This window comes from Pseudomonas marginalis (assembly GCF_024169655.1).
GTDB lineage: Bacteria > Pseudomonadota > Gammaproteobacteria > Pseudomonadales > Pseudomonadaceae > Aquipseudomonas > Aquipseudomonas paraveronii.
In genome coordinates, this window is record NZ_JALJWV010000001.1 from 2,298,451 (window position 1) to 2,321,323 (window position 22,873).

The 22,873-nt window shown below is 63.8% G+C and carries 19 protein-coding genes; 13 read left to right on the plus strand and 6 right to left on the minus strand.

The features are described from left to right. Window positions 1–107: 107 nt before the first annotated feature. Window positions 108–1,067 carry a GlxA family transcriptional regulator gene (locus tag J2Y83_RS10355; RefSeq protein WP_253394962.1) on the plus strand — a complete coding sequence of 320 codons (960 nt, stop codon included), beginning with the start codon at window positions 108–110 and terminating at the stop codon, window positions 1,065–1,067. Window positions 1,068–1,127: 60 nt separating this feature from the next. Here the strand turns inward: J2Y83_RS10355 and J2Y83_RS10360 are convergent, their stop codons facing one another. Further along, window positions 1,128–1,514: a hypothetical protein gene (locus tag J2Y83_RS10360; RefSeq protein WP_253394964.1), complete on the minus strand. Its 387-nt coding sequence runs from the start codon at window positions 1,512–1,514 to the stop codon at window positions 1,128–1,130. A gap of 144 nt (window positions 1,515–1,658) precedes the next feature. Next, a complete protein-coding gene (locus J2Y83_RS10365) occupies window positions 1,659–2,381 on the minus strand; it encodes a pirin family protein (protein WP_253394966.1) in 723 nt (240 codons plus the stop codon). 180 nt (window positions 2,382–2,561) lie between these two features. On the opposite strand from J2Y83_RS10365, the gene J2Y83_RS10370 reads away from it, so the two are divergent. Then, the gene (locus tag J2Y83_RS10370) at window positions 2,562–3,512 is read left to right on the plus strand and encodes a GlxA family transcriptional regulator (protein ID WP_253394968.1); all 951 of its coding nucleotides are present in this window, start codon (window positions 2,562–2,564) and stop codon (window positions 3,510–3,512) included. A 150-nt stretch (window positions 3,513–3,662) separates the two neighbouring features. Further along, on the plus strand, window positions 3,663–5,114 hold the full coding sequence (locus J2Y83_RS10375; protein WP_253394970.1) for a winged helix-turn-helix domain-containing protein: 1,452 nt from the start codon (window positions 3,663–3,665) through the stop codon (window positions 5,112–5,114). Here the strand turns inward: J2Y83_RS10375 and J2Y83_RS10380 are convergent. Both J2Y83_RS10380 and J2Y83_RS10385 read right to left on the minus strand, forming a co-directional pair. Beyond that, complete coding sequence (locus J2Y83_RS10380; protein WP_253394972.1) at window positions 5,061–7,823, minus strand: ATP-binding protein; 2,763 nt, start codon at window positions 7,821–7,823, stop codon at window positions 5,061–5,063. The two genes, J2Y83_RS10375 and J2Y83_RS10380, sit on opposite strands and share 54 nt — an antisense overlap. A gap of 58 nt (window positions 7,824–7,881) precedes the next feature. Further along, window positions 7,882–8,277 carry a helix-turn-helix domain-containing protein gene (locus J2Y83_RS10385; RefSeq protein ID WP_253394974.1) on the minus strand — a complete coding sequence of 132 codons (396 nt, stop codon included), beginning with the start codon at window positions 8,275–8,277 and terminating at the stop codon, window positions 7,882–7,884. 203 nt (window positions 8,278–8,480) lie between these two features. Between J2Y83_RS10385 and J2Y83_RS10390 the strand changes: the two genes are divergently transcribed. From J2Y83_RS10390 to J2Y83_RS10410, 5 genes are all read left to right on the plus strand, one after another. Next, entirely contained in the window at window positions 8,481–9,392 is a 912-nt protein-coding gene (locus tag J2Y83_RS10390; protein WP_253394977.1) for a LysR substrate-binding domain-containing protein, read from the plus strand. A gap of 110 nt (window positions 9,393–9,502) precedes the next feature. Next, the gene (locus J2Y83_RS10395) at window positions 9,503–10,093 is read left to right on the plus strand and encodes an antibiotic biosynthesis monooxygenase (RefSeq protein ID WP_253394978.1); all 591 of its coding nucleotides are present in this window, start codon (window positions 9,503–9,505) and stop codon (window positions 10,091–10,093) included. Then, the gene (locus J2Y83_RS10400; RefSeq protein ID WP_253394979.1) at window positions 10,090–11,928 is read left to right on the plus strand and encodes an amidohydrolase; all 1,839 of its coding nucleotides are present in this window, start codon (window positions 10,090–10,092) and stop codon (window positions 11,926–11,928) included. Before J2Y83_RS10395 ends, J2Y83_RS10400 begins: the two co-directional genes overlap by 4 nt. A gap of 24 nt (window positions 11,929–11,952) precedes the next feature. Continuing rightward, window positions 11,953–12,570, plus strand: coding sequence for an isochorismate family cysteine hydrolase YcaC (gene ycaC, locus J2Y83_RS10405; RefSeq protein WP_159935861.1), 618 nt, complete (start codon window positions 11,953–11,955; stop codon window positions 12,568–12,570). A 582-nt stretch (window positions 12,571–13,152) separates the two neighbouring features. Next, window positions 13,153–14,040 carry a LysR family transcriptional regulator gene (locus J2Y83_RS10410; RefSeq protein WP_253394980.1) on the plus strand — a complete coding sequence of 296 codons (888 nt, stop codon included), beginning with the start codon at window positions 13,153–13,155 and terminating at the stop codon, window positions 14,038–14,040. On the opposite strand, the gene J2Y83_RS10415 is transcribed toward J2Y83_RS10410, so the two are convergent. Then, window positions 14,027–15,064, minus strand: a complete 1,038-nt coding sequence (locus J2Y83_RS10415) for an AraC family transcriptional regulator (protein ID WP_253394981.1) — start codon at window positions 15,062–15,064, stop codon at window positions 14,027–14,029. The two genes, J2Y83_RS10410 and J2Y83_RS10415, sit on opposite strands and share 14 nt — an antisense overlap. A 1-nt stretch (window position 15,065) precedes the next feature. Next, window positions 15,066–15,980, minus strand: a complete 915-nt coding sequence (locus tag J2Y83_RS10420; RefSeq protein ID WP_253394982.1) for a GGDEF domain-containing protein — start codon at window positions 15,978–15,980, stop codon at window positions 15,066–15,068. Between the two features lie 379 nt (window positions 15,981–16,359). Between J2Y83_RS10420 and J2Y83_RS10425 the strand changes: the two genes are divergently transcribed. From J2Y83_RS10425 to J2Y83_RS10445, 5 genes are all read left to right on the plus strand, one after another. Then, the gene (locus J2Y83_RS10425; RefSeq protein WP_253394983.1) at window positions 16,360–18,873 is read left to right on the plus strand and encodes a TonB-dependent receptor; all 2,514 of its coding nucleotides are present in this window, start codon (window positions 16,360–16,362) and stop codon (window positions 18,871–18,873) included. A gap of 144 nt (window positions 18,874–19,017) precedes the next feature. Continuing rightward, a complete protein-coding gene (locus tag J2Y83_RS10430; RefSeq protein ID WP_253394984.1) occupies window positions 19,018–20,883 on the plus strand; it encodes a phytase in 1,866 nt (621 codons plus the stop codon). 49 nt (window positions 20,884–20,932) lie between these two features. Next, window positions 20,933–21,625: a protein TolQ gene (gene tolQ, locus J2Y83_RS10435; RefSeq protein ID WP_253394986.1), complete on the plus strand. Its 693-nt coding sequence runs from the start codon at window positions 20,933–20,935 to the stop codon at window positions 21,623–21,625. A 14-nt stretch (window positions 21,626–21,639) separates the two neighbouring features. Continuing rightward, a complete protein-coding gene (tolR, locus tag J2Y83_RS10440; protein ID WP_253394988.1) occupies window positions 21,640–22,086 on the plus strand; it encodes a protein TolR in 447 nt (148 codons plus the stop codon). After that, window positions 22,083–22,844 (plus strand): energy transducer TonB, encoded by a 762-nt coding sequence (locus J2Y83_RS10445; protein WP_253394990.1) that lies wholly within the window; start codon window positions 22,083–22,085, stop codon window positions 22,842–22,844. Before tolR ends, J2Y83_RS10445 begins: the two co-directional genes overlap by 4 nt. The last annotated feature ends 29 nt before the right edge of the window (window positions 22,845–22,873 follow it).

A 22,873-nucleotide genomic window follows, 5' to 3' on the forward strand; every position in this document is an offset into this window, starting at 1 on the left:
GAGACGCCAAACAGTTAATCAGTGGCAGCACTGTAAGGGCGCCAAATCGGCTAAGGTAGGTGCGCAAATGACTTATTACATGCCAAAAGCGCAAAAAAGGTCCATGAATGCACATTACCTTGCTCCTGGCCGATCACTGTTCCGCCGCCAGCGCCACCCTGGCCCTGGAAATGCTCAGCGCCGCCAACCTGTTTGCCGACAGCCCGCCCTTCGAGGTTGTGGTCGCGTCCCTGGACGGCCAGGCCGTGAACGCCTGGGGCGGGCAGCGTCTGCAAGTGGACTGTTCGACCGCGCAGATCGGGCAGACCGAGCTGGTGTTGATCCCCGGCTTTCTCTTCACCTTGAAAGAGGCTTTGCCGACGTTTGCCGCCTTCGGCCCCTGGCTGCGCGAACAGCATGGGCGCGGCGCTGTGCTGGCTTCGATGTGTACCGCCGCCTTTGTGTTGGCTGAAGCCGGTGTACTGCAAGGCTTGCATGCCACCACCCACTGGGCCTTTGCCGAACTTTTCCGGCGACGCTACGCGGACGTGATCCTCGATGACGCGCAGATGCTCTGCGAAGAAAACCGCGTGATTACCGGTGGTGGTGCGAGTGCGGCGATGGACCTGATGCTTCACCTGATCCGCCGCTTCGGCTCGCCGGAACTGGCTCACACTTGTGGCAAATACCTACTGATCGACACGGTGCGCACGGTGCAGTCGGTGTACGCCATGTGGTCGTTGCCCAAGAACCATGGCGACGCGCAGATACTGCGCGTGCAGCATTGGCTGGAGCAGCACTGCGCCCAGACGCTGGCGATTGACGACGTGGCCGGGCGCTTTGGTTTTGGTGTGCGTAATTTCAAGCGGCGTTTCAAGGAAGCCACCGGTTATACACCGATCGCCTATGTGCAGACCCTGCGCCTGGAGCGCGCCAAGCAGATGCTGGAATCGACGCGCATGACCCTCGAAAGCATCACCTACGCGGTGGGCTATGAAGACAGCAACTCGTTTCGGCGCCTGTTTCAGCAGCGGGTGGGGATGCTGCCGGCGGCGTATCGCAAGCGATTTCAAGCCAACAACCGATGAGCAGACGAAAAAAAACCGGCTGATCAGGCCGGTTTGGGGTGTTCCGCAAACAGCGCGGGGTCAGGCGTTGTTGCTGTGCAGGCGATCAGCACCGCCTTCGGCCAGGCCACGTTCCTGCAGGCGATCAGCACCGCCTTCGGCCAGGCCACGTTCTTGCAGGCGATCAGCACCGCCTTCAGCCAGGCCACGTTCCTGCAGGCGATCAGCACCGCCTTCGGCCAGGCCACGTTCCTGCAGGCGATCAGCACCGCCTTCGGCCAGGCCACGTTCCTGCAGGCGATCAGCACCGCCTTCAGCGACACGGTTGCCTTGCAGGCGATCCGCACCACCTTCGGCGACGCGATTTTCGTTGAGGCGATCAGCGCCCCCTTCAGCGACGACAGGGTGGGCAAAAGCGTTTGCTGCAAGTACCGAGAAAGCGAGGCTAAGCAAGAGTTGGCGTTTCATGAGAGTGTGCTCCGAGTGTTTGATTAGGGTGTTGCCTGGTGTGGGTTTGATGTTACGCGTTGCTATTTTTAAGAGAACTTCATTGGGTTAATGGTGACTATCGATGCCAGCGATAGCCCGTGTGGGCGGGCTATCGCGCAGCGGTCACGGCATCTGCGGCAGTTCCAGGGGGCGCAGGTCAAACACCAGTACTTCGGCATCCTCACCGTGGCTCAGGTGGATCTGACGCTCATCACGCACGCGGGCACCGTCGCCTTCCTGCAGGCGCTGGCCGTTGATCTCGACGCTGCCACGGGCCACATGGATGTACACGTGGCGGTCCGGCGCCACGTCCAGGCGTGCGCTTTCGTCGGCGTTGAACAGCCCGGCGTACACCCGTGCATCCTGACGCACGTGCAGGGAGCCGTCGGCGCCATCCGGCGAGATGATCAACTGCAAGCGTCCACGTTTCTGCGCTGCGCTGAAGTGCTCTTGCTGATAGCGCGGCTCGGCGCCGGCCACATTCGGCACGATCCAGATTTGCAGGAAGTGCACGCCACGGCTCTGGCTATGGTTGAACTCGCTGTGGGCTACGCCGCTGCCGGCGCTCATCAGTTGCACATCGCCGGGACGGATCACCGAACCGGTGCCCAGGGTGTCCTTGTGTTCCAGGGCGCCTTCAAGCACATAGGAGAAAATCTCCATGTCGCGGTGCGGGTGCTGGCCGAAGCCACGGCCTGCGGCGACGCGGTCATCGTTGATCACCAGCAGGTCGGAAAAACCCTGTTCGGCGGGGTTCCAGTAGTTGGCGAACGAGAAGGTGTGGAACGACGTCAACCAACCGTGATTGGCGGCGCCGCGGTCGGAGGCTTTGCGAAGGGTCAGCATGGTGGTGTCCTCAAGTCAGAGCGGGCTGCGAAATGCAGGGCGCTTGCGTTGAGAAGAAGGTTACTGGTTACTGAAATATTCATTAAGGAGCTGATATTTGAATAACTGTCACGTTTAAGTTGACAGTCTCAGGCGTGGCATAATGGCCGCTGCCTTCCTTCCTGATGGACGTCTCTCTCTATGAACACCGTGGCCATGGCGCTGTTTCCAGACTTCCTCCTGCTCGACATGGCCGGTCCGCTTGAAGTGTTTTCGATTGCCAACCGCTACCTGCCAGCGGCGCAGCACTATCAGATCCTGACCGTCGGCACCGAGCCCGGCCCGCTGCGTGCGTCCAATGGCGTGGTCGTCCAGCCCGACCTGCTGCTGGCCCAGGCGCACGAGGCCTATGACCTGCTGTTGGTGCCGGGTGGCCCCGGTGCCTATAACGAATGCCACCCCGACCTGTTGCCCTGGCTCAAGGCCGCCGCCCCGCGCGCGCGGCGCTTCGGCTCGATCTGCACCGGTGCCTTCGTGCTCGGGCATGCCGGGCTGCTCGACGGCCACCACGTGACCACCCACTGGCATTACACCGAGCGGCTGATCAAGGCTTTCCCCCAGGCCATCGTCGAAACCGATCGCATCTACCTGCAAGACGGTCGCCTGATCACTTCGGGTGGGGTGACGGCGGGCATCGACCTGGCGCTGTCGGTCGTCGCTCAGGACCACGGCAAGCAGGTGGCAGTGGACGTGGCCAAAGTGCTGCTGGTGGTGATGAAACGCCAGGGCGGGCAGGCCCAGTTCAGCCCGATGACCGCCGCCGTGGCGCCCCAGGAAACCGCGATCACGCGGGTGCAGAACCAGGTGCTGGGGCATCTGGACCAGCCGTTCACCATCGAATCCATGGCGGCGCTGGCGGGCATGAGTGCGCGGCACTTTGCGCGATTGTTCGCCAAAGAAGTGCAGATGACGCCCATGGCGTTCCTGCAAGGCGCGCGCATCGACCGCGCCCGGCACTTGCTGGAAACCACCGACCTGCCGCTCAAGACCGTGGCCTTTCACGCAGGCTTCGGCAGCGTGCGACATATGCGCTTTCTGTTCAGTGAAAAACTCGGCCTTAACCCCACCCAATACCGCCAGCAGTTCAGTTAACGACAGGATGTCCGTCTCGCGCACCCGATTGTCCGTATCGCTCCCCGTGCCAGCATTGCCCTGTCACGGCGAGCTGGCAAGATAACGGCAGGCCCATGGAAGAAGGATGCGCAGGCGCCCAAGCTCGGGTGTTTCAGCGCTTTTACGCAGATGAACAACGACCATGCGATGCGCTTTGGCCCCTACACCTTTCACCGCCAGCAGCGCCTGGTCAGCAAGGCGGGCATGCCTGTGCCGTTGGGCGGGCGCGCGTTGGATATCCTGGCGGTGCTGCTCGAAGCGCCGGGGCAATTTGTCGGCAAAGACACCCTGATCGCCCGCGTCTGGCCGTGCAGCGTGGTGGAAGAGAACAACCTGCGGGTGCATATCGCCGCCCTGCGCCGTGCATTGGACGGCCGTCGCTACATTCTCAATGACCCCCAGCGCGGCTATTGCTGCGCCGCGCCGCTGCAGGATGCCGCCCGCCACGTGGCACTGCGGCACAACCTTGCGACCCGACTCAGCCCGTTGATCGGCCGCGACGAACTCTTGGGTGCGCTGGTCCGGCGCCTGTCCGGGCAACGCCTGATGACCTTGACCGGAGGCGCCGGCGTCGGCAAGAGCAGCCTGGCGCTGGCGTTGGCCGAGCGCGTGTTGCCGCGTTATCGCGACGGCGTATGGTGGCTGGACCTGGCCAGCGTCGATGCGCCCACGGCAATCCTGCGTCACGTGGCCCAGACCCTTGGGCTCGAGGCGTGTGACAGTGCCTCGGCGTTATCCCGTCAATTGGCCTCGCGCCAGTTACTGTTGGTGCTCGATGGTGCCGACGTATTGCTCGGTGCCTGCCGTCATCTGGCGCGCGCGCTGCAGGCCAGCGCGCCCGGAGTGACGCTGTTGTTGAGCAGTCGCGAAGCCTTGCGGGTGCCCGGCGAGTGGGTGCAGCGCGTGCCTCGCCTGGCGCTGCCGATGCCGTCCGCCTGGGGCAGTGTCGAGCAGGCGATGGCCTACTCGGCGGTGCAGGTGTTCGTTGCGCGGGTGCGCGCCAGTCAGCAAGGGTTTGCCCTGCGCTCCCAGGACTTGCCGGCGCTGCGCGATATCTGCCGCCGGCTCGACGGTATCCCTTTGGCCCTGGAACTGGCAGCCGCCCAGGTCGACGCCCTCGGCGTGCAGGGCTTGCAGGTGCAATTGCGCAGTGGTCTGCAAGTGCTGGCGCGCGGTCGGCGCACGGCGGTGGAACGGCACCGATCCCTGGCGGCGGCCCTGGATTGGTCATACGAGCGCCTGAGCCTGCCGGAGCGCTGGATGTTCCTGCAACTGGGGCTGTTCAAGATGGCGGTGAGCTTGCCCGCCCTGACTCAGTTGATCGCCGGCACCGAGTTGGCCCACGCCGACCTGGCTTACCTGCTGCGGCGACTGGTCGACACCTCGCTGCTGAGCGTGGAACCCGGTCTCGGTCCCGAGCGTTATCGCCTGCTCAACAGCGTGCGCAGCTACGCCCTGGCGCAACTGCGCGACCCGCTGCAGGTGGCGCAGTTGCAGCAAGGGTATGGGCATTATCTGGGCGCGTTTTCAGGCCGGCCGTTTGTCTTGCAACTCGTCGAGCAGGCGGCGCACGCCGATTAGGTCCTGGGTGGCGAACCCTTCGGTGAATCGCGCGTAGACCGCGTTCAGCAGCTCGTGGGCCGCTTGCCGGCGGTCCTGGCGCTGCCACAGCCGCGCCAGTGCGGTCGCACTGCGTAACTCCCAGGCCAGCGCACCTTGCTGGTGCGCCAGGCCCAACGCGTCGAGCAGCAGTGCTTCTGCCGCCTGGGGATCGTCGATGTGCTCGGCGCGCACCCGCAGAATCTCCGCAGTACACCAGCCGGCCGCGCCGTTTCTGGCGCGTTCGAACATCGCCGTGTCCACCGCAGTCGCGTTGAAGGTCACCAGGGTGTCTGCGACCAGGCCGAGCCCGTGCATGTCTTGCTCTGGCGCCGTGCCGGCGTAGTGTCTGGCCCAGGTGTGAAACAGCTGCACCGAGTGTTTTTGCGCTTGTTGCATCAACAGGTCCAGCAGTGAATGCGCCGTGGTCGCGTCGCCGTTGTAGCGGGCGATGACCACCCCGGCCAGGGCCAGGGTGTAGCAGATCGAGGTGCCGTGGTTGATCTGCAGCGCCAGTTCCAGGGCCTGGTTCGCGGTGCGCCAGGCGCGCTCCGGGAAGCCCCGCAGCCACAGGATGCGGGCGAGGATCGTCAGAGAGGCGACGCTCTGGTCGTACTGCACGCCGAAGCCATGGGTGAACCGGTTCAGATGGCCGCTGTGGGCCATGCGCTGGATCACCTGTTCGGCATTGTGCTGGGCCAACGCCTGGTCACCCGCAAAGTGCTGGGCCAGTACCCGCAGGCGTTGGGCGCTGAGGTCGAGCAAGGGGACGGCCTGGGGGCCGAGTTGATCGAAGTGCAGGCTTTGCGCAAGCGCCTGGCGATAGTTGCCGCAACACAGGTTGACCGCCATGTGGCCCGACACCGCACGCAACTGGCCGCTCAGGTCATTGTTCGTTTCGGCCAGGCGCCGCGCGCAGGCAAAGGCGTCAATGGTCTGCGGCGTACCGCCCTGGGTGTGATACGAGAAACTGCCCAGCGCCAGTTGCAACGCCATGTGCAAGTGCGGGTTAGGCGTCGGCGATTGCGCCAGCCGCGCGAGCGCCTTGCCCACGTACAGCCCGTGCTCCCTCAGCAGTGACAGCTCCTGCCACAACGGCATCGCGCTGACCGTCAGGCGAATCCCCAACAGGTGCGCGCCCTGGTCGCCGAGGCCCCAATCCAGCGCGGTGCGGATGTCTTCGCGCAGGGGCGCATAGCGGTCGATCCAGGGCTGGGTCGCGGTCCGTTCCCAATCTTCCCGTGCCTGTTCCATCAAGGCCAGGCAGCGTGCGGCGTGGCGCTCGCGGGTGGTGTCGAGTTCAGCGGCCACGCTGAGCTTTTCCAGGGCGTAGGTGCGGGTGATGTCGAGCAGGCGGTAGACCATTTCGTCATCGCCGGGCTCGACATTGAGCAGCGACTTGGCAACCAGTTGGGTGATCGAACCCAGCACCTCGGCCGGCGCAATCTGCTCCCCGGCGATCACCGCCGCCGCGCTGGCCAGGCTGAAGCCGCCACGAAACACCGCCAGGCGGCGCAAGCAGATCTGTTCGCAGGGCGAGAGCAGGTCGAAACTCCAGTCCAGCGTGGCGCGCAAGGTCTGCTGACGGGGCAGGGCGCTACGGCGGCCACGGGTCAGCAGGCGAAAGTTGTCTTCCATCTGCACCAGCAGGCCCGGCAGGCCGAAGCGTTCGATCTGCGCCGCCACCAGCTCGATGGCCAGCGGGATACCGTCGAGGCGCTGGCAGATGTCAATCGCCAGCGGCAGTTCGGCTTCGCTGAGCGCGAAGCTGTCCTGATGGGACATGGCCCGTTCGATCAACAGTTGCAGGGCTGGATAGCCCAGGGCCTGGGCACGGTTGCCGGTGGCGGGCGGGCAGGCCAGCGGCTCCAGGCGCTGCACGTATTCACCCTCGGCACGCAGTGCTTCACGGCTGGTGGTGAGGATGTGCAGGTCGGGCGCGTGGCGCAGCAGGGTTTCGCTGATCAGCGCGATGTCGTCGAGCAGGTGTTCGCAGTTGTCGATCACCAACAGCAACTGGCGCGCCTGCAGGCTGCGCGCCAGGGTGAGCAGCGGCGCGTGTTCGGCGAGTGTGAGGTCGAGCAGGGCGGCGAGGTTGGGCAGGATCATCGACGGCGTGCTGAGGGGCGCCAGGTCCAGCAGGCGGATACCGTCGCGGTAGTGCCCGATCAACAATTCGGCGACGCGCAGCGCCACCGTGGTCTTGCCGATGCCCCCCGCGCCGGTCAGGGTGATAAAACGTTGTTGCGGCAATTGCTGCACCAGCGCATCGATCAGCGCCTGGCGGCCGATCATCCGCGTGCGGCGCAGCGGCAGGTTATGGGCCTGGCTTTGGGGAATACCGTCGGCTGGAATGGTCATCGGTTCGATGCTCAGTGGCGCCACAAAACTGTAACCGCGCTGGGCCACGGTGACGATATAGCGCTGCCCGGCCTGGCCATCGCCGAGGGCCTTGCGCAACGCCGCCATATGCACCCGCAGGTTGCCGTCTTCGACCACGCTTTTGGGCCAGACCCGCGCGATCAGTTCCTGCTTGCTCACCACATTGCCGGCCTGTTCCAGCAGGATCAGCAGGATCTCCACCGCCCGCCGTCCCAGGCGCAGCGGCCGGCCCGCCTCCAGTACCAGGCGTTGGCGTGGGTGGATCCGGTACGGGCCGAAGTGCACGGCCTGTTCGCTGAGGTCGCTCATGCCTGCGCATGCTCTGAGACAAGGGGCTGCTCAGCATATTCCACGCGTGCAGCGAGCACTAGGCCGCGATGACCTGCTTGTGGCGCAGTTGGTGATTGCGCCAGGTCATCGGGTTGACGCCTTCGCTGCGGGTGAACATATGGCAAAAGTGCGCCTGGTCGCAGAAGCCACATTCCAGGCTGATTTGCGTCAGGCTCAAGGACGTACCGGTGATCAATTCCTTGGCGCGCTGGATGCGCTGTTGGCGAATCCATTCCTGTGGCGACAGCCCGGTGGTGCATTTGAAGGCGCGGGAGAAGTGGCTGCGTGACAGGGCGCAGGCCTGGGCCAGGTCGGCAATCGTCAGGCTTTCGCCGAGGTTGGCGAGGATCAGTTGCTTGGCGATACGCTCGCGCCGGGGGCAGAGGCCGCCGGTCGCGCAGATGCTTGGAGCACGGTGCTCAAGTCGGGCCATGACGAATATCCGTGGTCGATGGGAGCGTTCCCGGTGAATGGATGAGTGTAGACGGCGTCATTTTTGGAACCGAACCGCCCGGCTGACGAGTTAATCGTTGTTAATTTCGCCAGGTGCGGGCGTAAAAAAGACAGCACAGGTGTGCAATCGCGCTCGCCTGCCGCGTGCTTAGCTAGTGCTCTGCTAACTGTTTGGATACCGCCATGAACCGCAACGACCTGCGCCGTGTCGACATGAACCTGCTGGTGATTTTCGAAGCGCTGATGTTCGAGAAGAACCTGACCCGGGTCGCTGAAAAACTCTTCATGGGCCAACCGGCGGTGAGTGCGGCCCTGGGCCGTTTACGTGATTTGTTCGACGACCCGTTGCTGCTGCGCAACGGGCGGGGCATGGAGCCCACGCCACGCGCAATGGCGATACTCAAGGAGCTGCAACCGGCCATGGACACCATCTCAAGCGCCGTCAGCCGCGCCAAGGATTTCGACCCTTCCACCAGCTGTGCGGTGTTCCGCATCGGCCTGTCCGATGACGCCGAGTTCGGCCTGTTCCCGCCGTTGCTCAGCCAACTGCGTGACGAGGCACCGGGGATTATCCTGGTGGTGCGCCGCGCCAATTACTTGTTGATGTCGTCGCTGTTGGCCAGTGGCGAGATCACTGTAGGCGTCAGCTACACCACGGATCTGCCGGCCAATGCCAAGCGCAAGAAACTGCGCGACATACCGTGCAAGGTGCTGCGCGGCGATGGCGGCATAGAACCGCTGACCCTGGACGAATACTGCGCGCGGCCCCATGCCATGGTGTCGTTCTCGGGGGACTTGAGCGGCAATATCGACCTCGACCTGGCGCGTATCGGCCGAGCGCGCCGGGTGGTGCTGGCGGTGCCGCAATTCAGCGGATTGCGTGCGTTACTGGCGGGCACGCAGATCATCGCGACGGTGCCGGACTACGCGGCGTGTGCCTTGACCGAAGGCACCACGTTACGCGCACAAGACCCGCCGTTTGCGATCGATGCGGCGGAGTTGTCGATGGTGTGGAGCGGGGTGCATGACAACGACCCGGCGGAGCGTTGGTTGAGGAGCCGGATCAGCGCGCACATGTCCACTTTCCCTGTGTAGGCGCCCCCTGAAAGGTCGCCCCGCCAAACAGCACAAACATCCAATTCCGAATTGCCCGTCGCCGCCAAACTCCCTCCATCGCTCAGCTCTCCAGGGGGGAAGAACACAGCATGAACCCAACACTCGAAACCAGCCCCGACGAAGTCGTCACCCTGATCGTCAAACACCGGATCAAATCCGGCAGCGAGGCTGACTACGAAGCCTGGCTACGGCGCATCGTGCGCATCGCCGGCGAGCGTCCCGGCCATCTCGGTGTCGACGTCGTGCGCGGTAAACAGGATGGCCTTGCGCTGTTCACCTGCGTGTTGCGCTACCGCTCCACCGACGACCTGCAACGCTGGCTCGACTCTCCGCAGCGCAAGACCCTGATCGAAGAAGCCGCGCCGATGTTGGCCGACGGCGACCACACCGAAATCGGTGCGGTCAACGAGTTCTGGTTCACGCCGCAAACCGACAGCGTCGCCAAACCGCCGCGCTGGAAACAGGCCGTGGTCACCCTGTGTGTGATCCTGCCGCTGACCCTGCTGGTGCCGATCGCGTGGGGTCCGATACTGGCTCTGCATCCGTTGCTGTCCAACTACGTGGTCGCCACCTTCCTGGTGACCGTGACCATCGTCGTGCTGGTGGTGTACCTGCTGATGCCAGCGGCTACCCGCCTGTTCGCTCCCTGGCTTGAAGCCTCTGTAAAGGAAACCCTATGAACGCCGATCTGATTCTGTTCAATGGCCAGTTCCACACCGTGGACCGTGAAAATCCACGCGCCACCGCCGTCGCCATTCACCAGGGGCGCTTCGTGGCAGTGGGCACCGACGGTGAAGCCATGGCCCTGCGTGGCAGCGCCACCCAGGTCATCGACCTCAAAGGCCGCACGGTGATCCCCGGCCTCAACGACTCGCACCTGCACCTGATCCGTGGTGGCTTGAACTACAACCTCGAACTGCGCTGGGAGGGCGTGCCGTCCCTGGCTGACGCGCTGCGCATGCTCAAGGATCAGGCCGACCGCACCCCCACGCCGCAATGGGTACGCGTGGTGGGCGGCTGGAACGAATTCCAGTTCGCCGAAAAGCGCATGCCGACCCTGGAAGAACTCAACCAGGCGGCGCCGGACACCCCGGTGTTCGTGTTGCACCTGTACGACCGTGCCTTGCTCAACCGCGCCGCCCTGCGCGTGGCCGGCTACACCAAGGACACGCCCAACCCGCCGGGCGGCGAGATCGTGCGCGACAGCCACGGCAACCCCACCGGCATGCTGGTGGCGCGGCCCAACGCAATGATTCTCTACTCGACCCTGGCCAAGGGGCCGAAACTGCCGCTGGAATACCAGGTCAACTCGACCCGTCAGTTCATGCGTGAACTCAATCGCCTCGGCCTGACCAGTGCAATCGACGCCGGCGGCGGTTTCCAGAACTACCCCGATGACTACGCGGTGATCGAGCAACTGGCCAAGGATGAACAGTTGACGGTGCGTATCGCCTACAACCTGTTCACCCAGAAGCCCAAGGAAGAACTCAGCGACTTCAAAAACTGGACCGGCAGCGTCACCCTGCACCAGGGCGACGACTACCTGCGCCACAACGGCGCCGGCGAGATGCTGGTGTTTTCGGCGGCGGATTTCGAAGACTTCCTCGAACCACGCCCGGACCTGCCGCTGAGCATGGAGCAGGAACTGGAGCCGGTGGTGCGCCACCTGGTCGAGCAGCGCTGGCCGTTCCGCCTGCACGCCACCTATAACGAATCGATCTCGCGCATGCTCGACGTGTTCGAGAAGGTCAACCGCGATATCCCGTTCAATGGCTTGCCGTGGTTCTTCGACCACGCCGAAACCATCACCCCGCACAACATCGAGCGCGTGCGCGCCCTCGGCGGCGGGATTGCGATCCAGGACCGCATGGCGTTCCAGGGTGAGTACTTTGTCGAGCGCTACGGCGCCAAGGCCGCCGAAGCCACGCCGCCGATCAAGCGCATGCTCGCCGAAGGCGTGCCGGTCGGCGCGGGCACCGATGCCACGCGGGTCTCGAGTTATAACCCGTGGACCTCGTTGTACTGGATGGTCAGCGGCCGCACCGTGGGCGGCCTGGAGTTGCACGCCGAAGGCCTGCCGCGCCTGACCGCGCTGGAACTGTTCACCCATGGCAGCGCCTGGTTCTCGTCCGAACAGGGCAAGAAGGGCCAGATCAAGGTCGGCCAGTTGGCGGATGTCGCCGCGCTGTCGGCGGATTTTTTCAGTGTCGATGAAGAGGCCATCAAGTGGATCGAATCGGTGCTGACCGTGGTCGGCGGCAAGGTGGTGTATGGCGCCGGCGACTTCGAAGATTTCGCGCCGCCGCGCGTGCCGGTGCTGCCGGACTGGTCGCCGGTAGTCAAGGTGCCGGGGCACTGGCGTCCGACGTCGCCGCTGCAAGCCCAGGTTCACCAGTGCAGCGGCCCGTGCGGCGTGCATTCCCATAGCCATGAAAAAGCACGCCTTTCCAGCGTGCCGGTCAGCGACTTCCAGGGTTTCTGGGGCGCGTTTGGCTGTTCCTGCTTTGCTTTCTAATCAACCCACAAAGGAGCTACTCCCATGACTTACAAACGCCTGAATAAAGATGACGCAGTCGTGCTGTTGGTGGATCACCAGACTGGCCTGATCTCCCTGGTGCAGGATTTCTCCCCCAACGAATTCAAGAACAACGTGCTGGCCCTGGCCGACGTGGCGAAGTTCTTCAACCTGCCGACCATCCTCACCACCAGCTTTGAAAGCGGCCCCAACGGCCCGCTGGTGCCCGAGCTCAAAGAACTGTTCCCGGACGCGCCGTACATCCCGCGCCCTGGCCAGATCAATGCCTGGGACAACGAAGACTTCGTCAAAGCGGTGAAGGCCACCGGCCGCAAGCAGATCATCATTGCCGGTGTGGTGACGGATGTGTGCGTAGCGTTCCCGACCCTGTGCGCCCTCGACGAAGGCTTTGAGGTGTTTGTGGTCACCGATGCTTCCGGCACTTTCAACGAAACCGTGCAACAGGCTGCCTGGGCCCGTATGACCGCTGCCGGCGCGCAACTGGTGAACTGGTTCTCCGTGGCCTGCGAGCTGCAAGTTGACTGGCGCAACGACATGGAAGGCCTGGCCAACCTGCTGTCGCCGCGCATTCCCAACTACCGCAACCTGATGAACAGCTACTCGGCGTTCACTGCCAAGTAACCCGACCTCACGAATGTAGGTAATCAATGTGGGAGGGGGCTTGCCCCCGATAGCGGTGTGTCAGTCACGCATGCATTGGCTGACACCCCGCCATCGGGGGCAAGCCCCCTCCCACATTTGATGGTGTTCACACGTTGGGTTTGTGGTCACCGATGCTTTCGGCGCTTTCAACGAAACTGTGCAACAGGCTGCGCGCATTCCCAACTAGCTACTCGGCGTTCACTGCCAAGTAACCCGACCTCACGAATGTAGGTAATCAATGTGGGAGGGGGCTTGCCCCCGATAGCGGTGGGTCAGTCACGCATGCATTGGCTGACACCCTGCCATCGGGGGCAAGCCCCCTCCCACATTTGATGGTGTTCACCCGTTGGGTTTGTGGTCACCGATGCTTCCGGCACTTTCAACGAAACTGTGCAACAGGCTGCGCGCATTCCCAACTAGCTACTCGGCGTTCACTGCCAAGTAACCCGATCTCGGGAATCTCAGTAATCCCCTCCCACATTTGATGGTGTTCACACATTGGGTTTGTGGTGTGGTCACTGACAGGCTATAAGTCAGCAAAATGTCCACCGAGAAGCGACAATGAACCCCTTCGAAGACATGCGCCTGTTTTGCCAGGTCATGGAATCCGGCAGCTTCACCGCCGCCGCCGAACAACTGGGGCTGTCCAAGCAATTCGTCAGCCGTCGTCTGATCCAGCTCGAAGACCGCCTCGGCGTGCGCTTGCTCAACCGCTCCACCCGCCGCCTGGATGTCACGCCCCTGGGGCAGAGTTACTACGAGTCGGCCTTGCGCCTGCTCGGTGAAGTCGAGCAAGTGGAGCAGGGCATCGCCGGCCAGAACAGCGAGCCACGCGGCACGATCCGCCTGAGTGCGCCGTTGTCGTTTGCCATGGCCCACCTGGGCTGCCTGCTGCCGGCGTTTTTGCAGCGCTATCGGCAGGTATCGGTGGAAGTCGACCTGAGCGACCGCCCCGTGGATTTGATCGGCGAAGGCTACGACCTGGTGCTGCGCATTGGCATTCTCGAAGACTCCACCCTGATCGCCCGCCGTATCGCCAGCGTGCAGCGTGTGTATTGCGCCAGCCCCGAGTACCTCGCGTTGCACGGTACGCCGCAGAAACCTGACGACCTGGCCGACCACGATTGCCTGCCCTACGGCCACGGCCGCCAAGTGCAATGGCGGTTCCAGAACAAGGGCAAGCTGCAGTCGCTGAACGTCAGCGGGCGCATGCGCGTGAACAACGGCGAGCTGCTGCGCGACACCGCTATCGCTGGCCTGGGCATCACCTACCTGCCAACCTTTATCATCGCCGATGCCTTGAAGGACGGGCGCCTGGTGACGCTGCTGGAGGACTTCGCCCCCGACGCCCTGACCCTGTCGGCGGTGTACCCGCAGCACCGGCAGAGTTCGCGGCCGGTGCAGGCGCTGGTGGACTTCCTGCGTGAGCGCCTGGCTAGCGGCTGCTGAATAGCTGACGGATCAGGTTCGGCGTGGTACCCGTCCAGCGTTTGAACGAGCGCCGGAAGTTCGCCGCATCGTTGAAGTTCAGGTACGCGGCCACTTCATCGTTGCTGAACCCCTTGACCTGATACAGGTGCAACGCGACGTGCTTGCGCACCCGATCCACCTGCTGTTGAAAGCCGGTGTCGTGCTTGTGCAGTTTGCGCTTGAGGGTCGCCGGGCTCATGGCGAACGCCTGGGCCGCCTGTTCCAGGCTGGGCGGCTGACGCACCTGTTCGCGCAGGTAGTCGTAGAGGCAATCGAGAAAACTGTCGGCAAAGCCGAGCGTTTCGACCTGCTCGCGGGCCTGCTGCCGCGCGACTTGGCCGGCGGTGGCCGACGCGCCGGGCCAGGCCATGACCAGGTATTCGCGCGGGATGCACATCATGTCCAGCGGGCGGGCGAAGCGCGTGTGTTCCCCCAGGTGTACCCAATATTGTTCGACGTAGTGCGGCTCGCCATGGCTGAAGCTGCATTGCCACGGCAGGCGTTGGCCGCTGAGCCATTGGCTCATTGCGACCAGCGACGTCATGCTGGCTTCCAGCAGGAACCGCCAGTGTTCGCCTGCGCCGCAACTGTCCCGCCAGTACAGGTAGGCGTGGTGCTCATCGAGCTCCACTTGCAGCGTGACCAACGGGCTGAGCAATACCTGTTGCTGGATCAGGATCTCCAGCGCCTGATCGAGGTTTTGCGCGTGGCCCAGGGCATGGCTGGCGGCGCCGTAATAGCCGGGCAGCAGGCGTTGGCCAAACAGAAAGCTGCTCTCATCGGCATCGAGCAGGCGCCGGCTGTTGCCGATCAATGCGAGAAACTGCTGCGGGCTCAGTTGCGCTTTACCGGCGAGGATGTCCTCGTGGAACAGCCCGGTGCCGCGCAGCAGCCGATGGCTGTCGATGTCGCGGGACAACGCCAGGTCGATCAGCGTGGCAGGTTGGTAATGCCCAGGGATGAAGCGGCTGTCGGCTTCATACCAACGGGTTTTCACGGCCATCTCAGGCGCTTTTCGCAAGCGGTTGTTTGGCCCGGGCGAGCGCCAGGTTCAGGCGCTTGAGCAGGTCCTGCGGCGGTTCTTCCAAGGCCATTACCACGGCCAGGGTCGCCGCCAGTTGCAGGCGCTCGCCGTGTTGCCGCGTCTTGTGCGCCAGGCTGCGCACCGCTTGCTCCAGCTCCAGCGCCAGCACCTGGGCCTGGCGCTCGCCGGTGTTGGGCAACACCACCACAAAGCGGTCGCCGGCCAGGCGGCAAAGTAAATCCTGACGGCGCAGGTTGAGCAGCAGCACATGGCTGAGGGCTTGCAACACCGCATCGCCCTCGGCGTGGCCGTAGGCCTGGTTGATGGAGGTGAAGTTGTCCAAGTCCAGGGCCAGCAGCGACAGCGGTTGTTGCTGGTCACGGCTGTCTTGCAGGCTGTGGGCCAGTTGGCGCTTGAGGTAATCGGCGCCACCCAGGGGCGTGAGTTTGTCGAACAGCCGATGCTCGCGAAACAGCCGCTCGCGTTTTTCCATTTGCGCGCTGATCGCCAGTTGTTCGCGGTGCCAGTGGTAGATGCCGAGGGTCAGCAGGATCATGCCCACCGGCATCGGCCCGGACTCCAGCCAGTGATCCCAGGTGATGCTGGCGGGCAAGCGAATGAATTCGTCGAGGCTGTCGATCCACCAGGAGAAAAAGATGCACGACAGGCCCAGTGCCAGGTAATTGGTGACGCGCCCGGCGGGGCGGCTTTTCAGCACCAGGCCCAGCCATACCAGGGCGAGCAGGGCGGAGCCGCCCTCGCCGATGATATCCAGCCATACCCACTCGTTGATGCTTTTCAGCTCGCCGCAGGCCAGGAACAGCAGCAGGCCGAGGTTGGCGGCGATCAGCAGCAGGGCGAGTTTCCAGCGGTGGGGTTTGAGCACGGAAAACATGGCCGCGAGTCCTTGGGCAAATGAGCGATGGGCGCCAGCACAGCAGATGGATGTGACGGTTGGATGACGAGGGGGGAGGGTCGAATCAGCTCACCCCACACGCGATGAAAACCAACGGTGGGAGGGGGCTTGCCCCCGATTGCGGTGTGCCAGATGGCTTATCTATTGACTGACCCACCGCTATCAGGGGCGAGCCCCCTCCCACCGTTGACCACCAGAGGTCATTTCGGCTCATTCCACGTTGAGAACCAGGCAAAACTCACGATTTACGGGCTCCACGGTCGATCCCTGTCACAGAACCGTCATCCCTCATCCCTAGCTTGCCCTCCCAGTTGCCGGGCCCCTTGCCTGGCGCCAACGGACTCTTGGGGAGGATTTCATGTACAAGCGCACCGGGCTCGTCAGCTTTACGCTTACCGCCTTGGCCCTGGCGATGGCCAGCGAGCGGCTCCAGGCGGCCGACATCGCCAATATCGAGCACGTCGACGTGGTCGGCCAGGCTGCCGCTATCGACCAGGCGCTCAAGGAGCAGCGTTCTTCCGACAGCATCAAGAGTGTGGTGCATGCCGACGGCGTGGCCCAGTTGCCGGATGAAAACGTCGCCGAAGCCGTGCAGCGCCTGCCCGGTGTCAGCGTCGAGCGCGACCAGGGCGAAGGGCGTTTTGTCAGCGTGCGTGGCCTCGGCCCGGACCTCAACAGCGTGACCATCAACGGCACCCTGGTGCCTTCGCCCGAAAGCGAACGTCGCGCCGTGGCCCTCGATGTGTTGCCCTCCGAGCTGGTGCAGTCGCTGTCGGTGATCAAGACCCTGACTCCGGACATGGACGCCAACTCCCTAGGTGGCACCGTCGATGTGAAGAGCTTGTCGGCGTTCGACCACAAGGGCCTGTTCTACACCGGCAGCACTGAGGCCAGCTACGACAAGAACACACGCCAGACCAGCCCGAAATTCTCCGGCGCGGCCAGCAATCGCTTCAGCCTTGGCGATGGCATCGACAACTTTGGCGTCGCCGCAGCCCTGAGCTGGCAGAAGCGCGACTTCGGCTCGGACAACGTCGAAACCGGCGGCGCCTGGGACTTCAGCCAGGGGGCCAAACTCAGCGAGTTCGAGCAGCGCGACTACGACATCAGTCGCGAGCGCGCCGGTGGTGGCCTGAACTTCGACTACAAGCCCGATGACCTCAGCAGCTACTACCTGCGCACCCTCTACAGCCGCTACACAGACACCGAGACCCGCAACGCCGCCAGCCTCGAATTTGCCGACCCCCAGGCGCCTGGCGAGCTCGGCGTGGCGGAGGGCAAGCGCAAGTTGAAGAACCGTGAGGAAACCCAGGAAATCCAGTCCTACGTGTTCGGCGGCGAACGCATGCTCGGCCTGTGGACCCTCAGCGGCCAGGCCGGCTACAGCCAATCCAGCGAAGACAGCCCGGCGCACATCGCCGGCGCCACCTTCGATGGCGGCGACTTTGCCGACAGCGGCTTCTACGACACAGACAAACCACGCCCCATCGTCGGCGCCGGCTTCTACGACGCGAGCAACTTCACCCTGGACAAGGTCGACTGGGAAAAACAGAACACCCAAGACACCGAGAAGAACCTGCGCCTGGACCTGGCCCGCGACTACGACCTGAGCGGCTACGCGTCCCAGGTCAAGTTCGGCGGCAAGGTCAGCCGGCGCCACAAGGACAACGATCTGGAAGCCTGGGTTTATAAGAACTTCGACACCCTGGGCTTTACCGACGAACAGCTCAACCTCACCCAGTTCCAGACGGGCAACGTCGACTACCGCCTCGGCAATTACGGCCCGGGTATCAGCGCGGGCAGCATCAAGCAACTGATCGGCAGCCTTAACCGCGATGACTTCTATGACGAGACCGAATCCCGGGTCAACGACTTCACCATCCGCGAAGACATCAACGCCGGCTACCTGATGAACACCGTCGACATCGACGACTGGCGTTTCATCGCGGGCATGCGCTACGAAGGCACCGAGTTCGAAGCCAAGGGCACCGGCGCCACCGACGGCCAGTTCAGCGCTACCGAGACCAAACGGCGCTATCACCATTGGTTGCCGGGCCTGCATGCGCGTTACCAGATCGACAAGAACACCCAGGTGCGCGCGGCCTGGACCAAATCCGTGGTGCGCCCGACCTTTGGCCAGTTGGCGCCGGGTTTTGTGATCGACGATGACGAAGCGACCTTCGGCAACCCGGACCTCAAGCCCCTGGAGTCGAGCAACCTGGACCTGGGTATCGAGCACTTCATGGGCCGTGCGGGCACCGTGTCGGCGTTCGTGTTCTACAAAGACATCAAGCACTTTGTCTACAACACCGACGTGGCCGGCACCGGCGCCTGGACCAACTTCGCCGAGGCCCACACCTATGCCAACGGCGACAGCGCCAAGCTCTACGGCCTGGAACTGGCCTACTCACAGAAGTTCGACTGGCTGCCCGCGCCGTGGAACGGCCTGCTGGTCGGTGCCAACACCACGTTCAGCCGCTCCAGCGCCGATATCGAAGGCTTCGACGCCGCCAGTGGCAGCAACCGTAAACGCAACATCAGCCTGCCCAACCAGTCGGACACCGTCGGCAACCTGATGCTCGGCTGGGAAGACGACAAGCTCAGCCTGCGCCTGTCGGCCAACTACAAATCGGACTACCTGTATGAACTGGCTTCGATCAACGACAAGGCCCACGACCTGCACGTCGACGCACAGACTTTTGTCGACTTCAGCGCACGCTACTCGCTGACCAAGAACCTGCAAGTCAGCTTCGAGGCGCAGAACCTGACCGACGAGTCGTACTTCGTCTACACCGGCCACCGCAGCTACAACGGCCAGTACGAGGAGTACGGCCCGACCTACAAGCTCGGCCTGACCTTCACCCATTTCTAACCAACACCTCAATCCGAATGTGGGAGGGGGCTTGCCCCCGATAGCGGTATGTCAGTCGCCGGATTCATTAGCCGAACCACTGCCATCGGGAACAAGCCCCCTCCCACATGGGTTCTTCATCGTTTTCGAAGGATTTGCCTGTTCATGAGATTTTCCAAGCTATACCTGCTGATGGCCCTGGCCACCTGCGGCCATGCGTTGGCCGCCGACCTGGCCCTGACTCGTTGGGCACCGAACCTGAACGCCGAGGCGCTGGCCTTCCTGCCCAACGGCCCTGAACGCCTGGCCGCCAGCACCCGCGACGGCCTGTTGCTGCTCGACGACAAAGGCGCCGAACTGGCGCGTTTCAAGGGTAACTTCAGCAGCCTCGACAGCCGCGCCGCGGGTGCCCAGGTGCTGGTGGCAACCCTGGACAACCAACGCCAGCAGGCCATGCTGATCAGCCTGGATAGCGCCGGCAAACGCTGGGGCGCGCCGCTGTACCTGCCGACCCGCGACTATCCGGTCAACGGCCTGTGCCTGTATCGCGACTCGGCGGCCAACCTGTTTGTGTTCCTGGTGGGCGAAGAGGGCAAGGGCGAGCAATGGCTGGTGGGCAATGGTCCGACATTGCTGGCACAACCCCAGCGTGTACGCGGCTTGCCGCTGCCGCCGTCGGCGCAGTTCTGCCAGGTGGACGATGCCGCCAATCAGTTGCTGGTCAATGAGCAAAACGTCGGCTGGTGGGCCTACCCGGCGCACCCGGAAGCCGAGGTGAAACGCACCCCGGTCGCGCTGTTTGATAATCCCAAGCGCGCAGCCGGTGCCATGGCGCTGGTGCCCGGTGGTGTGGTCGCGCTTGATCCAAAGACCGCGCAACTGCAGCTGTTCCAGCAGGAGGGCGAACGCTGGGTCGCACAATCGAGCCTGCGCCTGCCGGGCGTGACGGAGCCGGAAAACCTCGCAATCAAAGGCCGGCAACTGCTGCTGCGCGACGACGACACCGGCAACCTCTATCAGGCTGAACTGACGTGGCAGGCCAAGCCTGTCGCGCCGGCGCCAGTGCTGCCGGAAGTCGCCGCCCAGCGCCAGACCGACCCGGTCGGCCGTCAGGGCGATGCGGCGGATGACCCGGCGATTTGGATTCACCCGGAACAGCCGGCGCAGAGCCGCGTGCTCGGCACCAATAAGAAACAGGGGCTGCTGGCCTACGATCTCGACGGCAAGCTGTTGCAGGAGCTGGCGGTGGGGCGCCTGAACAACGTCGATGTGCGTCCCAACTTCAAGCTCGGCCAGCAGACCGTCGACCTTGCCGTGGCGAGCAATCGCGACCACAACAGCCTGAGCCTGTTCAGCATCGACCGTCGCAGCGGCGAGTTGCGCGAAGCCGGCGAAGTGCCGACGCCCCTCAAGGAAATCTACGGTATCTGCCTGTTCCAGCCGCCCAGCGGGGACATTTACGCGATCGCCAACGGCAAGGACGGCACCTTCCTGCAATACCGCCTGAGCGCGCCGGATGGCCGGGTGCAGGGCGAGTTGGTGCGTCAGTTCAAGGTCGACAGCCAACCCGAAGGCTGCGTGGCCGACGACCAGCGCCAGCGCCTGTTCATCGGTGAAGAAGATGTCGGCGTCTGGGCCGTCGACGCCCGTGCCGATCAGCCGGCGACGCTGACCAGCGTGATCAAGGTCGGTGCGCAACTGCATGCGGATGTCGAGGGGCTGGCGCTGTACCAGAGCGGCGCGCGCGATTACCTGGTGATCTCCAGCCAAGGCAATGACAGCTACCTGGTGGTGGATGCCGAACCGCCGTTCGCCGCTCACGGCGCCTTTCGCGTCGGCTTGAACGCTGAAGCCGGGATCGACGGCGCGTCGGAAACCGATGGCCTCGAAGTCACCGCCGTCAACCTCGGCGGGCCGTGGAGCCAAGGCATGCTGGTGGTGCAGGACGGGCGCAAGCGCATGCCCGAGCAAACCCAGAACTTCAAGTTCGTGCCCTGGCGCGATGTGACTGGCGCCCTGAAATTGCCGTGAGCCGTCATCACTTGGTCATCACTTTTTAATCGAATAGGAGTTCACCACCATGCACGCGACGATGGAACATATGACGATCTGGGGTTTGATCAGCGACGCCAGCCTGTTGGTCAAGGCGGTGATGGTCACGCTGCTGTTGGCGTCCTTGCTCAGTTGGTACCTGATTATCCAGCGTGGCAGTGTGCTGCGGCGCCTGGAGCGCCAGTTGAACGGGTTTGTGCCGCGCTTTCGTGCCGCACCGGACGTGCAGGCGTTGTACCGCGACAGCGTGCAGGCGGGCGAGGGCGGCGTGGCGACGATCTTTATCGCCGGCGTTCAGGAATACCAGCACCTGCACAGCCACGATCCGGCGGTGCTGGAAGGGGTGGAGCGCGCCTTGCAGGTGGCGATCACCGAGCAGGAAATCGAGCTGGAAAAAGGCCTGCAATTTCTCGCCACCGTGGGCTCGGTCAGCCCTTACATCGGCCTGTTCGGTACGGTGTGGGGCATCATGAATTCCTTTCTCGGCTTGTCCCAGGTGCAACAGGCCACGCTGTCCACGGTGGCGCCGGGCATCGCCGAGGCGTTGATCGCCACGGCCATTGGCCTGTTTGCCGCCATCCCGGCGGTGATCGCCTACAACCGCTTTTCAGCGCGCAGCCAGACGCTGCTCACCCGCTATTACGCCTTCGGCAATGAACTGCAAGTGCGCCTGCATCGCAGTCTGCGCGGCATGCCGAGCCACCTGGCCACGGCCGCCTGAACAGGAGCAAGCCCATGTTAACCAGGCCGCAACGCAAGCACGGGCCCAAGGCCGAGATGAACGTGGTGCCTTACATCGACGTGATGCTGGTGCTGCTGGTGATCTTTATGGTCACCGCGCCGATGCTGACCCAGGGCGTGAAGATCGAACTGCCCAAGGTCGCCGCCGAGGCGCTGGCCACCGATACCCGTCAACAGATCCTCACGCTGTCGGTAAAGGCCGACGGCGGTTACTACTGGAACCTCGGCGGCGAGCTGGACACGCAGCACCAGACCGACAGCGCCGTGAGCCTGGAGGAGATGGGCGCCAAGGTCATGCAGGTGGTGGCGGCGCGCAGTGATACGCAGGTCTATATCCGCGCTGACGAAGACGCGGGTTATGGGCGCGTGGTCGCAGCGATGGCGGTGTTGCAAAAGGGCGGCGTCAGCAACCTGGGGCTGGTGACCGAGGCCCCGCAATGACGGCGATGATCATGCACAGTTCGACCCTGGTTGTGGCACCCCGGGATTTCAGCGGGTGGTGGCGCAAGGGTATGGCGGCGAGTCTGGCCGTTGCGCTGCATGTGGGCGTGGTGGCCGCGCTGATGCTGGGCTGGTCACCGGTGAAACCGAGGGTGCAGGCGCCTCAGGTGATGCACACCCAACTGGTGATGCTGCCGCCGGCGCCCGTGCCCGAACCGGTGGCTGTGGCGCCGCCACCGCCTGCGCCCGTGGTGGTCCCGCCGCCGCTCAAACCCACACTCGACCCGCAGGTCCAGGCGCAAAAACTGGAGAAGGCTGCCTTGGCGCGTAAACGGGTCGAGGACAAAAAACTTGAGCAGCAACAGGAGCGCTTGGCCTCCGAACAGCGCAACCGCGAGCTGGAGCTGGCGCAACAACGGCTGAACCAGGACCGGCTGGCCGCTGAAAAACCGCGAGTCGCCACACCCGCTCCGGCCCCGGCGTTCGACAGTCGTCAATACCTGCCGCTGAGCAAAGAAGCACCGGAGTACCCCGAGCGCGCCCTGGATAAAAACATCGAAGGCGATTGCTCGGTGGAATACACCGTCAACCCCCAGGGCCGCGTGGAAAACCCCAAGGTGCTGGACGGCTGTCACCCGCTGTTTATCCGGCCGTCACTGGCGGCGGCGAATACGTTCCGCTACCAGCCGAGGATCGTTGAAGGCAGGGCGGTTGCGGTGCCGGCGGTGCGTAATACCTTTCACTACCGCATCAAGTAGGGACCGGCGCCGGCCCGGCCCTTGATCGT

Bases quoted from the DNA above. Each gene is read 5' to 3' on its own strand.
- J2Y83_RS10355 (WP_253394962.1), top strand. From the start codon at position 108: ATGCACATTACCTTGCTCCTGGCCGATCACTGTTCCGCCGCCAGCGCC.
- J2Y83_RS10360 (WP_253394964.1), bottom strand. From the start codon at position 1,514: ATGAAACGCCAACTCTTGCTTAGCCTCGCTTTCTCGGTACTTGCAGCA.
- J2Y83_RS10365 (WP_253394966.1), bottom strand. From the start codon at position 2,381: ATGCTGACCCTTCGCAAAGCCTCCGACCGCGGCGCCGCCAATCACGGT.
- J2Y83_RS10370 (WP_253394968.1), top strand. From the start codon at position 2,562: ATGAACACCGTGGCCATGGCGCTGTTTCCAGACTTCCTCCTGCTCGAC.
- J2Y83_RS10375 (WP_253394970.1), top strand. From the start codon at position 3,663: ATGAACAACGACCATGCGATGCGCTTTGGCCCCTACACCTTTCACCGC.
- J2Y83_RS10380 (WP_253394972.1), bottom strand. From the start codon at position 7,823: ATGAGCGACCTCAGCGAACAGGCCGTGCACTTCGGCCCGTACCGGATC.
- J2Y83_RS10385 (WP_253394974.1), bottom strand. From the start codon at position 8,277: ATGGCCCGACTTGAGCACCGTGCTCCAAGCATCTGCGCGACCGGCGGC.
- J2Y83_RS10390 (WP_253394977.1), top strand. From the start codon at position 8,481: ATGAACCGCAACGACCTGCGCCGTGTCGACATGAACCTGCTGGTGATT.
- J2Y83_RS10395 (WP_253394978.1), top strand. From the start codon at position 9,503: ATGAACCCAACACTCGAAACCAGCCCCGACGAAGTCGTCACCCTGATC.
- J2Y83_RS10400 (WP_253394979.1), top strand. From the start codon at position 10,090: ATGAACGCCGATCTGATTCTGTTCAATGGCCAGTTCCACACCGTGGAC.
- ycaC (WP_159935861.1), top strand. From the start codon at position 11,953: ATGACTTACAAACGCCTGAATAAAGATGACGCAGTCGTGCTGTTGGTG.
- J2Y83_RS10410 (WP_253394980.1), top strand. From the start codon at position 13,153: ATGAACCCCTTCGAAGACATGCGCCTGTTTTGCCAGGTCATGGAATCC.
- J2Y83_RS10415 (WP_253394981.1), bottom strand. From the start codon at position 15,064: ATGGCCGTGAAAACCCGTTGGTATGAAGCCGACAGCCGCTTCATCCCT.
- J2Y83_RS10420 (WP_253394982.1), bottom strand. From the start codon at position 15,980: ATGTTTTCCGTGCTCAAACCCCACCGCTGGAAACTCGCCCTGCTGCTG.
- J2Y83_RS10425 (WP_253394983.1), top strand. From the start codon at position 16,360: ATGTACAAGCGCACCGGGCTCGTCAGCTTTACGCTTACCGCCTTGGCC.
- J2Y83_RS10430 (WP_253394984.1), top strand. From the start codon at position 19,018: ATGAGATTTTCCAAGCTATACCTGCTGATGGCCCTGGCCACCTGCGGC.
- tolQ (WP_253394986.1), top strand. From the start codon at position 20,933: ATGCACGCGACGATGGAACATATGACGATCTGGGGTTTGATCAGCGAC.
- tolR (WP_253394988.1), top strand. From the start codon at position 21,640: ATGTTAACCAGGCCGCAACGCAAGCACGGGCCCAAGGCCGAGATGAAC.
- J2Y83_RS10445 (WP_253394990.1), top strand. From the start codon at position 22,083: ATGACGGCGATGATCATGCACAGTTCGACCCTGGTTGTGGCACCCCGG.